The sequence below is a fragment of the Bacillus sp. FSL M8-0049 genome (assembly GCF_038593355.1).
Lineage (GTDB): Bacteria > Bacillota > Bacilli > Bacillales > Bacillaceae > Bacillus > Bacillus safensis.
In genome coordinates, this window is sequence record NZ_CP151986.1 from 3,475,120 (window position 1) to 3,489,469 (window position 14,350).

Here is a 14,350-nt window from a genome sequence, read left to right on the forward strand (position 1 = left end):
CCAATCTCAATATGGAGAAGACAGCTGGCTTAATTCCTCTAGCCGCCGCTTCGCTTCTTCTTTATTAAACGAACTATAATAGCGATAATTCTCCTCGTCTAAGATGCGGTAATGCTGACTAAGTACATTTTGCTGAAGCCGAAACGTGCCTTTTTTGACAGACGTCCTCCACCAAACCTTGCCGCCAATCGTACGCTCTACTGATAGATGCAATTCATCATGTGCCACAACTTCCAAAATCTCGAGCGGGTCATCCCCCAGGGTGCCTTTTAAAATGTCACTATCTCTGAATAATGCACATACGGCCGCGGATTGCGTCCAGTTGAGACGCAGCCTGTTTTTTTCAACCTGCTGTAGATGCCGTTTCGATAGACCAAGTACCTCCGCCATACGATCCTGCGTATAATCCTTTTCTTTTCGAATCCGTGCCATTTGTTCTGTGACGAGGTCGATTACCATCTCTTTATCCATCTCTCATCACCTCTTTCGAGTGTTCAGTCTTTACTGACATCATACACGATTTCTTCGAAAAAGTGGCGCCTCATCCTATGGAATTCTGACAAAAACAACTTAGTCGGTCTCCTCTTCTCCTTGGCCATGCTGCTGTCTCCAATTTTCTTGGGCTGTCTGATGTAAATATGGATAGATCTCCTGTTTGACGGTCTGCTCAAATACTTCTTCATCTAAAATGCTGTACGCCGGAATTTTGATCAATTCCCCATCTACTTTCCGAATGAGCACATCCATGAAAAGAAATCCTCTTATACTGTAACGATGCCTGCGCATGTCGATTGATTGAATATCTTGAAAAGGAATCATTCGCTCCCGGTGCAGCACAGCGCCATTCTCTCCGCGCTGAATGCGAAAAATCACATTTCCCCTCTTCGTAAAAGCAGGCAAAATCATCAAAAAGGAGATCCAGCCATAGACAATACCTAATAGTCCGCCTAAAAATAAAAACAATGTATAGTTTGATTCAAATGTAAGAGCTTCTGAAAATAACCAAATACCGATGATACCGAAGCCGCCCGTTGCTAAGAATGCCCATACTCTTAAAAAAGGTCTGCTCCTTACTTCTATTACTTCACTTGGATTCAAGTGTCATTCTCCTTTTCTCCATTAGAATATAGAACGTAACCCGTCTCGATGAGCCGTCTCAATGCGAAATTGATTTTCTTTTATTCCTGATACAAGCCACGATTGGTTCTCACCTGGAATCACAAATAGCATGGACTCCACATCAGGCGTATTATTTTTGTCATAGACGACCTTCATGAGGGAGTCCATCTTTCCTTTTCTCGTCTGTACATCAGAAACAAATGCCTTCACGAGCTCTTGATTCTCCGCTTTATTCAGAAAGGATGGCCACTCATTTTTCGCTTCGCTTGCCTGTTCTAATAGCATTTCAAATTCCTCTGCCTGCAGGCTGATGACAGGTTCAGGGTGATCATTCATCTGTATGTTGAAAAAGGCTGTCACTTGCTCCTCTGCCTGCTGATCGCCATCCAGTTTGCGAATCTGATGCACTTGTTGATCATAAAGCGTATGATGCGCATATACACCCGCTTGTGTTGTGTGAAAAGAGGTGCTGACTTCTTCATCTAAATCTCCAAATCTAGACGCCTTGATCGTGTGGGAGGCATCATTCATCGCCTGGATGAAATGACGGTATTCCGTTTTATAACGGTATTGTCTGTTTCGAAATTCCAGTACACCTTTTGCGAGCAAAGAGCGGCACGCAATTTCAAATAAAAAACCCAAGCGCTCGTCCTCTACTTCAGGATAATAAGCCTCCTTTAAGGACATACCTTGTTCAAAATAGCCTTCACTGTAAAAACTAAAGATGAGTTCCTCAATACTTAGACTTAGCTGATCCAACTTGATCTCTCCTTATCCAAAAGAAAATGCACCCTTAAAGAAATCGCCTGCACCCTTTATGAGCGAATCTGCGGTTTCTTTTGTTTTTTCTATCCCTTTATGTATTACCTGATTTGCCTGATCAATGGTATCATTCACTGCTTTCACACCTTGACCCGCCAGTTCGAATGCTTTTTTCCCTTTATCCACGACTGCATGAATCGGGTCCTTTAATTTCACTGCCATCTGTTCAGCAAAACCGGATGTCAGCTTGGCGACTTTTTCTCCAATAAATCCACCTACTGCTGAACCAATGGCTCCGCCAACCACGGTTCCAATCGGACCTGCAAAGCTGCCAAGAGCACCGCCGACAACGGCACCTGCGACAGAACCGCCAGCGATAAAGACCGTATTGTTCACTGCATTTCCAACAGCCTTTGCATTTTCACGCTTAAGAACTTCTGGCTGATCGCCGAATTCTGCATAGTTCTCGGCAATTTTCAATCCACAGCCAACCGTCTCAGTTGCACCAGTGACAACTGTTGCAATGATGGCATTTCCTTTCGCAAATCTTGCACCATTTTTCAGAACAGACTTAATAGCAGCCGTGTCCTTCCAATTAATACTTCCTTTTGTAAAATCACGAACACTGTTTGTGAACGCAACTGTATCGTCAGGATAAAATTTTGTGAATTTCTTATGAACCAAGTCAGCCATCGGCCAGTTCGATCGTTTTAATAATTCTTTTTTACTCAGCCAAATCCTTGCTAACCGGTCAAATCTCGTTCCTTCTACCCGGCTGGTCAGATCAAGCAGCAGCTTTGAATGCTGCGCTGCATATCGGCCATTCTCTTTAATGAAGGTCGTCATTCCAAGCCCGTAATATTTCGCCTGCATCATCACGATACCAGCTAAGCTCGTGAGTGTACCATATTGATCATAAATACTGTACAATTTCCGCAATATATCATCTGCTTCGACCATTTTATCCGTTGCATGACGAATGGCAATATCATCACTGCTCAATTTGCTGATTAATGCCTGTCCTGCTCCCCATGCATCCCCGACACCAGAAAAACAGCTTCTATACCGAGGATCACAGCCTAAAATCAGCCCGTCCAGTTCACTATGTAAATCGCGGTGCTTCGTTTCAATGGCTGACAGCTCGCCTACAAAATCATTCGCCAGCCCAGTCAGCTGATCTGGATCAACCACAATGTCACGTGCCATCACATCATCTCCCTTCTCGGTTTCTTTCTCTCCGTTCTTCTCGTCTCTTTCGCTCAAGCTCTTCCATTCTGGCAATTTCAGCTTTACGCTCCTCAATTTTGACCGCTGCATCCCGCAGTTCCTGACTTGTTTCAAGCAAATCCTTTTCAAATTGATCATAGCGTGCCGTTGTTTCTTCAAAGCTTTGATCAAATTTATCCCTTGCTTCTCCCTGCCAGCCTGATCCTACTGCCTTCAGCCGATTTTCCAGCAGCTGCTTGGACTGCCGAATCTCATCAGCCGCTTCCTGAAACTTTTGAGCGAGTGCCAGCGTTTGACTAGAATCCAACTTTCGCACCCCTTTCTCCCAATTTAACGTACAAATGGATGATTTTATATGTCCTCATTATAAATAAAAAGACACCCAAAAAAATCACCCTAAAGAACCATTCAGCACATTACCTAATGAAAGTAGGCCTTTTTCCTCTCTAATTGCCAGAGAAAGCCTTTCTTGTTATGAAGCGCATTCAAGACGTGATAAAATGGACGTATTCTACAAAAGGAGTGACGTATAGATGAAAGAGGAAATGATTCAGCGTTTCACAAGTTATGTGAAGGTAGATACGCAGTCGGATGCAGAAAAGGAAAGCTGCCCATCTACTGAAGGACAATTGAATCTGGCGAGACAGCTTGTTGAAGAAATGAAATCCATTGGGATTCAAGAAGTGACTATGGATGAAAACGGCTATGTCATGGGAACAATCCCTTCTAACACAGACAAAGATGTGCCGACCATTGGCTTTCTGGCTCATATTGACACAGCCACTGACTTCACTGGCAAAAATGTAAAACCGCAGCTTCATGAGAACTATCAAGGCGGCGACATTACCTTAAATGAAGATCTACATATCGTTTTATCTCCACAACAGTTTCCAAATTTACAAAAGTACCAAGGACATACACTGATCACTACAGATGGCACAACCCTGCTTGGTGCAGATAACAAAGCTGGTATCGCAGAAATTATGACCGCTATGCATTACCTCATCGAACACCCAGACATCAAGCATGGAAAAATCCGTGTCGCTTTTACGCCAGATGAAGAGATTGGCAGAGGGCCGCACAAGTTTGATGTTGATGCCTTTGGCGCTTCCTATGCGTACACAATTGACGGCGGACCGCTTGGCGAGCTGCAATATGAAAGCTTCAACGCAGCGGGCGCGAAAGTATCCATTAAAGGAAACAATGTCCACCCAGGGACAGCAAAGGACAAAATGGTCAGCGCTGCGAAAATCGGGATGCTTTTTCACAACAAACTTCCTTCTGACGAATCTCCGGAGTATACAGAAGGCTACGAAGGCTTTTTCCACCTGACGAAATTTGTAGGGGAAGTAGAAGAGGCTGAGCTGCAATATATTATCCGTGATTTTGATAAAGAGAAATTCAACAATCGCAAGGCACTGTTTGAAAAAATAGCAAATGACTTAAAAGCCACATACGGAGAAAACAGCATCACCCTCAGCATTCAGGATCAATATTATAATATGAGAGAAAAAATTGAGCCAGTGAAACATATTGTGGACATTGCTCATGAAGCCATGGAAAATCGCTCAGTAACACCGGTCATTGAACCAATTCGCGGCGGCACAGACGGCTCCCAGCTTTCATATAAAGGTCTCCCAACGCCAAACATCTTTACAGGCGGGGAAAACTTCCACGGTAAATATGAATTTATTTCCGTTGAAAACATGGTGAAAGCAACTGAAGTTATCGTTGAAATTGCCCGTTTATTTGAAGAAAAAGCATAGACATGTTTACAACCGTTCCTGTTCGGGAACGGTTTTTTAATAAAAGTTTACAATTTTCTGAAACTTTTATGACACTTATTCGTACTAATAGAGACAACCCCAGAAAAAATTCTTCTTGACGAGTGAAATAACTGGAAATATAATAGTTAAAAACAACCAGTATTTTAGACCTAAAATAGCAGATCGAATGAACCTTAAGAACTAAACCGATTCTGCTGCTTATTTTCAGTTATAAACATCACTCACCCTGTCTACACTTAAAGAATAGGATGAATTGGAGGAATGTCATATGATGATTTTATTGATTATCGCTTCACTTTGCTGCTACTTACTATTCTCTTTCAAAAAAGATAACCGCACCCAAAAAAGAAAAAGCGCAGAGCTTTCGGAGTTTGAAATCTTTCGTATGCGCCGCCACTACAACGGAAAACGCCGTCACCCACTAAACGATGCACCTAAACAAGTATAAATCCAAATAAAAGAGCCTCATGAGGGGCTCTTTTTTGTTTGCATAAACAGCAAAAAACGACCAGATTCAGTGGTCGTTTTTCTTTTTATTTATATACCTTAGCAGGAACTTGAATCATAGGAATTCCAACATAATAAGGTGAAATTTCATATGGCTGGAAGACAACAGCAATTCCCTTTTTCGTGAAGTAATACTGCGTGTTGTAGTTGATTTCAATGTCACTTTTTTTCAAGTTCGCGTAGAACTTGCTTTTATGTTTCTTTGTGTAGTTATAAATATAATCTCTTACTTTCGTACGCTTTTTCTTTGTTTTCACAACGTCTGTCAAGAACAGCTGCTTTGTTTTTTTCTTTGTTAACACATAGTTCATGCTGGAAACCATTGTGTCTCCGTGCGCTCCACCGTTATACATGTAATCATAGTTTAAGATACTCAGTTTCTTACCATTGTTAAATTTCGTTTTATACGTTCTCTCATACGTGACCTTCCCGTAGCCTTCCTTTTTCGCTTCGTCCTTTAAAAACAAGTACGTAGAATAAGAGAAGGCGATATCTTCTTTTAAATCACGATTGATGGTTTTCATATGCGCCTTGCTTAGGTTTTTCACCTGTGCATATTTGAACGTTTTTTTCTTCTTATAATAGTGTGTGCTTACTTTTGCTTTTTTTGCTTGTTTGGCATCCGCAGATCCAACTGGCGCAAACAAGGAAACAATCAGTGAGAAAATGAGCAGGCTGATCGTTAGACCTTTTTTCATTGTCATAGTAAAAACCCCCATTTTTGTCTATTACCAAATGAGTATACCATGACAAAAGAACCAAAAGAAGTATTTTTTCCATATTATTCTTTATTTTTCCACACTGGGTTTGTTTCCCTTGATTTGTTCATTTTGAAAATTAAACGATAAAACCATTGACTTTTCCCTGAAAAGGTTGAATAATTGTGTTTATTAAGAAAATTGAATCAAAAGGTAACCTTATTAAGAGTGGTGGAGGGACTGGCCCTGTGAAACCCGGCAACCGCTGTTCCTAGGAACAGAATGGTGCTAATTCCTTAAGCAAGCAAATGCTTGTTTGAAGATAAGGCAGAGTTCTCACAGTATATGATGCTCTTCCTTATCTAAGGAAGAGCTTTTTTATTTGATTTTTTAACCTGAGGAAAGAAGGGATTCAGCATGACACAAGTACAAACCATTGGAAAGAAAACAACGAAACCGCCATTCCGCGCAGATCAAGTAGGAAGTTTACTTCGCTCAGAGCGCATCAAGGAAGCACGCAAGCAAAAAGCAGACGGTACGCTGACAGCAGAGCAGCTCCGACAAATTGAAAACGAAGAAATTACACGTATTGTAGAGAAGCAAAAAGAAATTGGGTTAGAGGTTGTCACAGATGGTGAATTCAGACGTGCATGGTGGCATTTTGACTTTCTTGAAGGACTCGATGGAGTTGAAGGATTTGAAGCAGATCAAGGCATTCAATTCCATAACACAACGACAAAAGCTAGAGGTATCAAGGTTACAGGCAAGATCGATTTTACAGATCATCCAATGCTGGAGGATTATCGTTTCCTTCACAGCATCGCTGGTGATCATACGGCTAAAATGACGATTCCAAGTCCGAATATGCTCTTTTTCCGTGGAAAGCTTGAAGAAGGAGTGTATGACAGCTTAGAGGAATTCCACCATGATGTGGCACAAGCGTATAAGAAAGCCATTCGTGCTTTTTATGATGCAGGCTGCCGCTACTTGCAGCTGGATGATACGGCATGGGCAGTGTTCTTTTCTGAAAAAGGCCATGAACAAATCAAAGCCTTTGGCCGTGAAGAAGATGAACTTCGTGAATCGTTTGCGAAGACAATCAATGAAGCTGTTGCCGACCGCCCAGAGGATTTGGTGATCACCATGCATATTTGCCGCGGTAACTTTAAATCGACATGGGCAGCTGAAGGTGGTTACGAAGCAGCGGCAGAAACAATTTTTGCCGGCTTAGATCTTGATGGTCTCTTTTTAGAGTTTGACGACGATCGTTCTGGCGGATTTGAGCCCCTTCGATATGTGAAGAACCCAAACCTTCAAATCGTACTAGGCCTTGTCACTTCAAAATACGGAGAGCTTGAGCCAGTTGAACAGATTAAAAAACGCATTGAGGAAGCGGCTCAATATGTAGACATTAACCAAATTTGTTTGAGTCCACAATGCGGATTCGCCTCAACAGAGGAAGGCAACCTGTTAACAGAAGAGCAGCAATGGGAAAAGCTGCGTCATGTGATTGAAATTGCAGATCAAGTGTGGACTTCGTAGTCCCTCAGAGAAAAAAAAGACAAACCGCAGTATGGCGGTTTGTCTTTTTCTTTTATGCATCCAAATGTTCACCATTCGTCGCAATCACTTGTTTATACCAATCGAAGCTTTTCTTTTTCTTTCTATCTAATGTACCGTTTCCTTCATTATCACGGTCAACATAAATGAAGCCGTAGCGTTTTTTCATTTCAGCCGTTGATGCGCTGACAAGGTCAATTGGGCCCCAGCTTGTATAACCGATCAGGTCAACTCCGTCTGCGATCGCTTCTCTCGCCTCTAGCAAGTGGCTTCTGAGGTAATCAATTCGGTAATCGTCTTGAATGGATCCGTCTTCTTCTACTTGATCGACAGCACCCAATCCATTTTCTACGATAAACAATGGCTTTTGGTAGCGGTCATACAGCTGATTCAGTGTTGTACGAAGTCCTTTCGGATCAATTTGCCAGCCCCAATCACTTGCTTCTAGATAAGGGTTTTTCACACCTTCAAATAAGTTACCGCCAGTCACTTGTCCAAGAATCTCTGGATCTGTACTTGTCACAAAGCTCATATAATAGCTGAAGCCAATATAGTCCACTGTATGGTTTCTTAAAATATCTTCGTCCCCTTCTTGGAACTCGATGTTGATGTCATTTTCAAGGAAATAACGTTTCATGTAACCTGGGTAATAGCCTCTTGCCTGTACATCTGAGAAGAACAATGTTTTACGGTCTTGCTCAATTGCAGCAAACATATCTTCTGGTCTTGAGCTGTACGGATAAGTTGTCATCGCTGCAATCATACAGCCGATTTTCGCATCAGGAATGATTTCGTGTCCTGCTTTGACAGCCAAAGCACTTGCAACAAATTGGTGATGCGCTGCTTGATATTGAATGCTTTTCTCGTCATCACCCTCTTCAAATACAAGTCCGCCGCCAGTGAAAGGCGCATGTAATACAACGTTGATTTCATTGAAGGTCATCCAATATTTTATTTTGTCTTTAAAGCGGGTGAACAATGTTTTCGCGTATGTTTCATAAAGATCCACAAGCTTACGGTTTCTCCATCCGCCGTAGTTTTTCACAAGTGCGGCCGGCATTTCATAGTGAGAGATGGTGACAACTGGCTCAATTCCATGCTTATGCAGTTCATCAAATACTTTTTCATAAAAAGCGAGGCCTGCTTCATTCGGTTCCGCATCGTCGCCATTTGGGAAAATACGCGGCCAAGAAATGGATAATCTGAAGCACTTGAATCCCATTTCTGCAAAGAGTGCAATATCTTCTTTATAGCGATGGTAGAAATCGATTGCATCATGATATAAGTTAAGGTCTTTCATTGATTCATCGAATGGGTGCATAATACCATTTGGTGATACATCAGCTGTCGATAAGCCTTTTCCATCTTGATTATATGCGCCTTCAACTTGGTTGGCTGCAACAGCGCCGCCCCATAAGAAACCTTTAGGAAATGTTTTTTCTAACTTGTTCATGTTGAATACCCTCCTCTTTTTCTTCTACACTGACTGTAAGCAGTGTCTCTTTCACTGTGATCGTTCCATCTGTTTTCGCATCAACTTGTGCAAAATCGTTTGTGTTGGTGACAATTACAGGTGTGGTGACATCATAGCCTTCTTGCTGAATGCCCTCGATATCAAAATCAATGAGTACATCTCCTGCTTGAATCAGATCACCTGACTGCACATGACTTGTAAAATACTTTCCGTCAAGTTTTACCGTGTCAATCCCCACATGAATGAGAAGTTCTGTACCTTGTTCACTCTTCAAACCAATGGCATGTTTTGTGTGGAAAATGGTTTCAACCTTGCCGTTGAAAGGTGCTACAACACGCCCAACTGTTGGTACAATGGCTGCACCTTTACCCATGATTTCATTAGAGAATGTTGCATCATTTACTTGATTGAGCGGCTTTAGTTGACCTTCAAGCGGGCTTTGTACCACTTCATTTTGAAGTGCTGCTGTGTCTTTCTTTTCTTCTGGTTTGTCTGCTTTTGTATCATCTTTCACTGGTACATCTTTGAATCCGAGAACAAGTGTCATGATCGTTGCTACGACAAAGGCGATTACTAAGCCGATGATTGAGTAGACAAATGTTGGTCCAATGAATGTTGGGAGACCTGGAAGGCCTGCTGATCCAGATATCACATATGATTTTACTTTAAAGATTGACATGAACACGCCGCCTGCTGCTGCACCAATAAGGGCTGCAAGGAACGGTTTTTTCAATCGCATGTTCACACCATACATAGCAGGTTCAGTAATACCCATTAATGCTGTGATACTTGTAGACATCGCCAATGATTTAAATGTTTTGTTTTTTGATCTTAAGAAGACACCGAATGCTGCGCCTGCTTGTGCCATATTTGCTACAAACATCATTGGAAGAATGAAGTCAAAACCGTTTAACGTAATGTTGTTGATCATGATTGGAAGCAGTGCATAGTGCATGCCCGTAATGATCAATGGTGACATGAAGCCGCCGATCAAGAGTCCGGCCAAAATACCTGCATGTTTGAACAATAAATCAATTCCACCTGAAAGGCCACTTCCGATAATCCCGCCAAGCGGTCCAACCGCGATGAGCATAACTGGTACAACGACTAGAAGTGTGACTGTTGGAACAAGGATGATCTTTAATGATTTCGGACTATATTTTTCTGCGAATCTTTCAACATATGAACCAAGCCAGATGGTGAGCAGAATTGGAATCACCGATGAAGAGTACACAACGGCAACCACTGGCAAGCCTAGAAATTCTGTATTTCCCGCGCCCAGTAAAGCGGTTAACTGCGGGTGCAGTGCTGCTGCTGCAATGGCAGCCGCGATATACTGATTTGTGCCAATTTTTTTGGCTACGCTTACAGCAAGCAGAATCGGTAAGAAGTAAAAGGCTCCATCTCCAATGGCTGTTAAAATCGCATACGTACTGCTTTTATCTGATATCCACTGGAATGTGAGCATCAGTGCCAAAATCCCTTTGATCATACCGGCCCCAGCGATGGCTGGAAGAATCGGTGTGAAGACACCAGAGATAAAATCGAAAAGCTTTGATATCACATTTTGCTTTGACGCTTCTTCTGTACCGCCTGACTTTACATCAGATGATAGACCTGAGTCAGCAATCATCGCTTGATAGACATTTGAGACATCATTGCCGATAATGACATGATATTGACCTCCGCTTTGATTCACGCCCATGACGCCATCTGTTGATTGCAGCTTCTCTTTATCTGCCTTGCTTTCATCGTATAAGTTGAAGCGAAGTCTTGTCATACAATGCGTGACGTGCTTAACATTCTTTTCACCGCCGACAAGTTCTAGCACTTCTTTTGCTGTTTGTTTGTGGTTCATTGTATTACCCTCCAATCGTTGATTTCATCTTGATATAGAAAAAACCTAAACATCCATTAATGTCCGAGAAATAGCGATTCAGACATTAATCGATATTTAGGTTTTGCCTGCTTAACCAGTAACAATCCTTCATAGCGATTGATCGTTATTTAATTTTTATAAGTCTTTAGATATAAAAAAACCTAAATCACGCCTTATCATAGATAGGGACAATGATTTAGGTTTTGCCTGCTTGACCAGTAACAATCCTAAAAGATTGTGGTTATTTAGTTTATAGTTATAAATTATCATGTTAATTTTGTGATGTCAACGCTTTCTTTTTGAATTTATTTTCTTTTTATTACTCTGTCTATATGCAAAGTTAAATATAGCATTTCATCTTCTATGAGACTTCGGTTGTATTCTTTTTGAACATAATCGTTAATTTTTTCTGCGCACTGAAAAGCTGCGGTGTTTTTCTCTTTTACCACTTCATACAGAAACTCGTTTTGATTTTCCATCTGTGTTTCGTTAAACAGACGCTGACCAAAAAACTTCAAATGCGTAACAAAACGGAAATAATTTAATGATTCCTCGTCCAAATCAATTTGAAAGTGATACTTAACGATGTTTAAAATGTCTTGAATGAGTTTGGTGATTTGAATAACGTTTGGCATTTCTTCATTGAGCTCTGCATTGACAATATGCATGGCAATAAAGCCGGCTTCATCCTCAGGAAGATGGATGCTCAGCTTGTCCTCAATGATCCGAATAGCTTCTAAACCGCATCTGAACTCATCTTTATACAGCCGTTTGATTTCCCAGAGCAAGGCATTTTTGATGTCCATTCCTTTTTGATGACGTTCAATGGCAAAGGTGATATGATCCGTCAGCGTCACATAGATGCTGTCATTTAAATTTTTGTTAAGGGTTGTTCTCGCATGCTCAATAATCGCCTCACACACTTGCATATACTCGATTGGAATATCATAAAGCAGGGTTTTGAATTTTTCTGATATATCTTTATTTTGAATAGAAAATACTTTTTCGATTCGTTCTTCGTCAATCGGGTCTCCGCTTTTCTTTTGAAACGCGATCCCTCTGCCCATAATGACCAGCTCATGCTGCTCGTCATCATATGCACTGACAACATTATTATTGATTACTTTAGAAATGATCAATTGATACCCCCCAGTACATTCCGCTTTTTCGAGCATTTTATCGTTGATTCATATGTCATGTTATTATTATTTTCAAAAAAGAGGACTTTAAGATGATTTTACATTTTTTTTTGATACGGTCAACTAGAAAGAATGACATATTACCTCTCAAAAATGACGAAATAGGGGCAAAAAAGTCTAAAAAAATACACAAAAACACTCTAAAAAGAGTGTTTAAAGTGTGTATTTTACAAAATCAAGAGCAGTCCCAATTATAGACGACATTCTCGAAATTTTTTCGTTTAAGATCTTCTGGTTTGATAAAAAAGTTGGCGATTCCGCAATCTCCCCACATCAGATCTACTTCATCATCTGAGTCAATTTGCAATAACAGAACGGTATGTTCTTGATCTACATAGGTACGCGGGTCTTCTTGTGTAAACCCTGGATACCCGCCCAATTTGTGACCAAAGCCACTCGCTGTTTCATAGAATTCATCCAGCAGGGCATCTGCTTCATCGCCATTAACACCATCTGCATCTTCGAATAGGTCCCAGCTGTTCTTTCCTGTGACTTTTTCAAAGCGGAAATCTCCTACACTGATCGTTTCGCTTGATAATTCACCTGTGATCGCGCCTTCCTTCGTCACAGGAAAATAAAAATCATCTGGAATTTTCACAAAAGAAAAATCAGTCATTAACTCTTCTTCTGCCAAGAAAGGTTCCTCAATAAATTTGATGCGAAAATCTTTTTGCTCTGTTTTATGGTCAATATTCATCCCATAAAGATCATCATGCACAGAAATAAAAACTTGCATAAGTCCTGTTTCTGGATAATCCTTCAGCTTCGGCAGCTGGCCGAAATTAATTTGTGCCAAAAGTTTCATAGGATGTCCTTCTCCGTCAACTGGATATTCGTCGTTTTTGGGAAAATAAGGATCACCAGCTATTTTGCTGTCGTATGGTCCTGTTTTTCCTTGTTTCATCTGTAATTGAATCATTGGTTTTTCCGTTTCATCTAACAACGGACGGTAGGGTGCAAGTATTTCTTTCAGCTTCGCTGATTGTGTCACGATGATCTTCCTCCTTATGAATAGGTCTAATGACAAAACTAGTCTCTCTTTTTCTATCATACAGAAGTGTATCCTGCCTGTCAGCGATAAAACGGTCATAATCCTAACAAGTTTCTCACCTTGAAATGATAAAAAAACCTCCGATTCAGCTGGAGGTTTTGTCGTTCTTTTATTTCACTTGATAGTTTACTAAGTCGTTTGCTAATGCTTTCATCGTTTCGTTTGTTTCGTGAAGACCTTCAATAATTTTTGTGAAAGTGCCTACTAGCTCTGCCTGATGCTCAGAGGAAGCGACAATTTGCGCAATTTCTTCTTCCATTCCTTTGATCGATCCCTGCACATCTTTTAGGGCTGTTTCAATATCAGTCGTCGCTTGTTTCGCGTGAGTTGACAGCTTTCTCACTTCTGTTGCGACCACTCCAAAACCTGCTCCTGCTTCCCCTACTCTTGCAGCTTCTATTGATGCGTTGAGTCCAAGTAAGTTCGTTTGATCAGAGATACCTTTGATGAGATTGGACACTTGATTGATTTTAGAGGAATTTTCGACAGTGGTTTTCGTATTTTGTAGAATTTGTTCACTTGTCGCTTGTAGTTCCTCTGAATGTGCGGCAACCTGCTGTACCATTGCGACTAGTTTTTCGGAAGCTTCGTTGCTCTCCGTCATGATGTGATCTAATCGTTGTTGATTCGTTTGGTCATATGCCACACAGAAGGCAGCAACCACTTGACCTGATTCATCAGAAATTGGAACGGCTACGATATCCATTGGAATCCCGTATACTTCTTTTGGAATTTGAATAAACGATGGTTCTCTCCCATTTTTCAACATCGCAAAGTTTTGGAATCCAGCATCTAGTGCATCACCAGCTTTAAATCCTAAATCAATATTCCCATGCTGCTGATAATAAAGAACCTTCTCTTTCCCTAAAACAGAAAAGGTTAGCTGCTCTCTCATAGCAAGTCCAATGATTGGTAAAGCGTCTATTATGTTATCAATTCTCTGTGACATTCGCTTACGTTCATCCTCTCTATTTCTCAGTACACCTTCTTTATCGGTTCGTTATATGATCTATTACAGCCTGTAATGTGTACTAATATCAATCAAATGACCTAAGACATATAAAAAGCCCACATTCTATCAAGAGAA

At 41.1% G+C, this 14,350-nt stretch carries 14 protein-coding genes and 1 riboswitch; of the genes, 3 read left to right on the plus strand and 11 right to left on the minus strand.

Translation table 11 applies throughout. The features are described 5' to 3' along the window. Positions 1 to 6: 6 nt before the first annotated feature. From NSU13_RS17960 to NSU13_RS17980, 5 genes are all read right to left on the minus strand, one after another. Positions 7 to 471 (minus strand): helix-turn-helix transcriptional regulator, encoded by a 465-nt coding sequence (locus NSU13_RS17960; RefSeq protein WP_024423909.1) that lies wholly within the window; start codon positions 469 to 471, stop codon positions 7 to 9. Positions 472 to 570: 99 nt separating this feature from the next. Then, complete coding sequence (locus NSU13_RS17965) at positions 571 to 1,098, minus strand: YfjD family protein (protein WP_041118260.1); 528 nt, start codon at positions 1,096 to 1,098, stop codon at positions 571 to 573. Positions 1,099 to 1,119: 21 nt separating this feature from the next. After that, positions 1,120 to 1,878: a hypothetical protein gene (locus NSU13_RS17970; protein WP_034281364.1), complete on the minus strand. Its 759-nt coding sequence runs from the start codon at positions 1,876 to 1,878 to the stop codon at positions 1,120 to 1,122. 12 nt (positions 1,879 to 1,890) lie between these two features. After that, positions 1,891 to 3,087, minus strand: a complete 1,197-nt coding sequence (locus NSU13_RS17975; RefSeq protein ID WP_024427531.1) for a glycine zipper domain-containing protein — start codon at positions 3,085 to 3,087, stop codon at positions 1,891 to 1,893. Between the two features lie 4 nt (positions 3,088 to 3,091). Next, a complete protein-coding gene (locus NSU13_RS17980) occupies positions 3,092 to 3,415 on the minus strand; it encodes a WXG100 family type VII secretion target (RefSeq protein ID WP_024427532.1) in 324 nt (107 codons plus the stop codon). Positions 3,416 to 3,641: 226 nt separating this feature from the next. On the opposite strand from NSU13_RS17980, the gene pepT reads away from it, so the two are divergent. Further along, positions 3,642 to 4,874: a peptidase T gene (gene pepT / locus NSU13_RS17985; protein WP_047202931.1), complete on the plus strand. Its 1,233-nt coding sequence runs from the start codon at positions 3,642 to 3,644 to the stop codon at positions 4,872 to 4,874. A 289-nt stretch (positions 4,875 to 5,163) separates the two neighbouring features. After that, positions 5,164 to 5,343, plus strand: coding sequence for a hypothetical protein (locus NSU13_RS17990; protein WP_008345664.1), 180 nt, complete (start codon positions 5,164 to 5,166; stop codon positions 5,341 to 5,343). A gap of 85 nt (positions 5,344 to 5,428) precedes the next feature. Here NSU13_RS17990 and NSU13_RS17995 read toward each other — a convergent pair whose 3' ends face one another. Then, on the minus strand, positions 5,429 to 6,106 hold the full coding sequence (locus NSU13_RS17995) for a DUF3298 and DUF4163 domain-containing protein (RefSeq protein WP_041118266.1): 678 nt from the start codon (positions 6,104 to 6,106) through the stop codon (positions 5,429 to 5,431). Positions 6,107 to 6,316: 210 nt separating this feature from the next. Then, a riboswitch (SAM riboswitch) is annotated at positions 6,317 to 6,429 on the plus strand. Positions 6,430 to 6,517: 88 nt separating this feature from the next. Here NSU13_RS17995 and NSU13_RS18000 point away from each other — a divergent pair. Continuing rightward, on the plus strand, positions 6,518 to 7,642 hold the full coding sequence (locus NSU13_RS18000; RefSeq protein ID WP_034281370.1) for a 5-methyltetrahydropteroyltriglutamate--homocysteine S-methyltransferase: 1,125 nt from the start codon (positions 6,518 to 6,520) through the stop codon (positions 7,640 to 7,642). Between the two features lie 52 nt (positions 7,643 to 7,694). On the opposite strand, the gene NSU13_RS18005 is transcribed toward NSU13_RS18000, so the two are convergent. The 5 genes from NSU13_RS18005 to NSU13_RS18025 all read right to left on the minus strand — a co-directional run bounded on the left by NSU13_RS18005 (position 7,695) and on the right by NSU13_RS18025 (position 14,212). After that, positions 7,695 to 9,113: a glycoside hydrolase family 1 protein gene (locus NSU13_RS18005; protein WP_342489696.1), complete on the minus strand. Its 1,419-nt coding sequence runs from the start codon at positions 9,111 to 9,113 to the stop codon at positions 7,695 to 7,697. After that, entirely contained in the window at positions 9,085 to 10,992 is a 1,908-nt protein-coding gene (locus tag NSU13_RS18010; protein ID WP_342489697.1) for a beta-glucoside-specific PTS transporter subunit IIABC, read from the minus strand. Before NSU13_RS18010 ends, NSU13_RS18005 begins: the two co-directional genes overlap by 29 nt. Positions 10,993 to 11,318: 326 nt before the next feature. Beyond that, on the minus strand, positions 11,319 to 12,152 hold the full coding sequence (locus NSU13_RS18015; protein ID WP_034281373.1) for a PRD domain-containing protein: 834 nt from the start codon (positions 12,150 to 12,152) through the stop codon (positions 11,319 to 11,321). Between the two features lie 235 nt (positions 12,153 to 12,387). Further along, positions 12,388 to 13,203 (minus strand): YwqG family protein, encoded by an 816-nt coding sequence (locus tag NSU13_RS18020; protein WP_041118272.1) that lies wholly within the window; start codon positions 13,201 to 13,203, stop codon positions 12,388 to 12,390. A 169-nt stretch (positions 13,204 to 13,372) separates the two neighbouring features. Further along, positions 13,373 to 14,212 (minus strand): methyl-accepting chemotaxis protein, encoded by an 840-nt coding sequence (locus NSU13_RS18025; protein ID WP_034281375.1) that lies wholly within the window; start codon positions 14,210 to 14,212, stop codon positions 13,373 to 13,375. Positions 14,213 to 14,350: the final 138 nt, after the last annotated feature.

What these genes read in the sequence shown, in the direction of transcription:
- NSU13_RS17960 (WP_024423909.1), bottom strand. Translation starts at nt 471, where the DNA reads ATGGATAAAGAGATGGTAATCGACCTCGTCACAGAACAAATGGCACGG.
- NSU13_RS17975 (WP_024427531.1), bottom strand. Translation starts at nt 3,087, where the DNA reads ATGGCACGTGACATTGTGGTTGATCCAGATCAGCTGACTGGGCTGGCG.
- pepT (WP_047202931.1), top strand. Translation starts at nt 3,642, where the DNA reads ATGAAAGAGGAAATGATTCAGCGTTTCACAAGTTATGTGAAGGTAGAT.
- NSU13_RS17990 (WP_008345664.1), top strand. Translation starts at nt 5,164, where the DNA reads ATGATGATTTTATTGATTATCGCTTCACTTTGCTGCTACTTACTATTC.
- NSU13_RS17995 (WP_041118266.1), bottom strand. Translation starts at nt 6,106, where the DNA reads ATGACAATGAAAAAAGGTCTAACGATCAGCCTGCTCATTTTCTCACTG.
- NSU13_RS18000 (WP_034281370.1), top strand. Translation starts at nt 6,518, where the DNA reads ATGACACAAGTACAAACCATTGGAAAGAAAACAACGAAACCGCCATTC.
- NSU13_RS18005 (WP_342489696.1), bottom strand. Translation starts at nt 9,113, where the DNA reads ATGAACAAGTTAGAAAAAACATTTCCTAAAGGTTTCTTATGGGGCGGC.
- NSU13_RS18010 (WP_342489697.1), bottom strand. Translation starts at nt 10,992, where the DNA reads ATGAACCACAAACAAACAGCAAAAGAAGTGCTAGAACTTGTCGGCGGT.
- NSU13_RS18025 (WP_034281375.1), bottom strand. Translation starts at nt 14,212, where the DNA reads ATGTCACAGAGAATTGATAACATAATAGACGCTTTACCAATCATTGGA.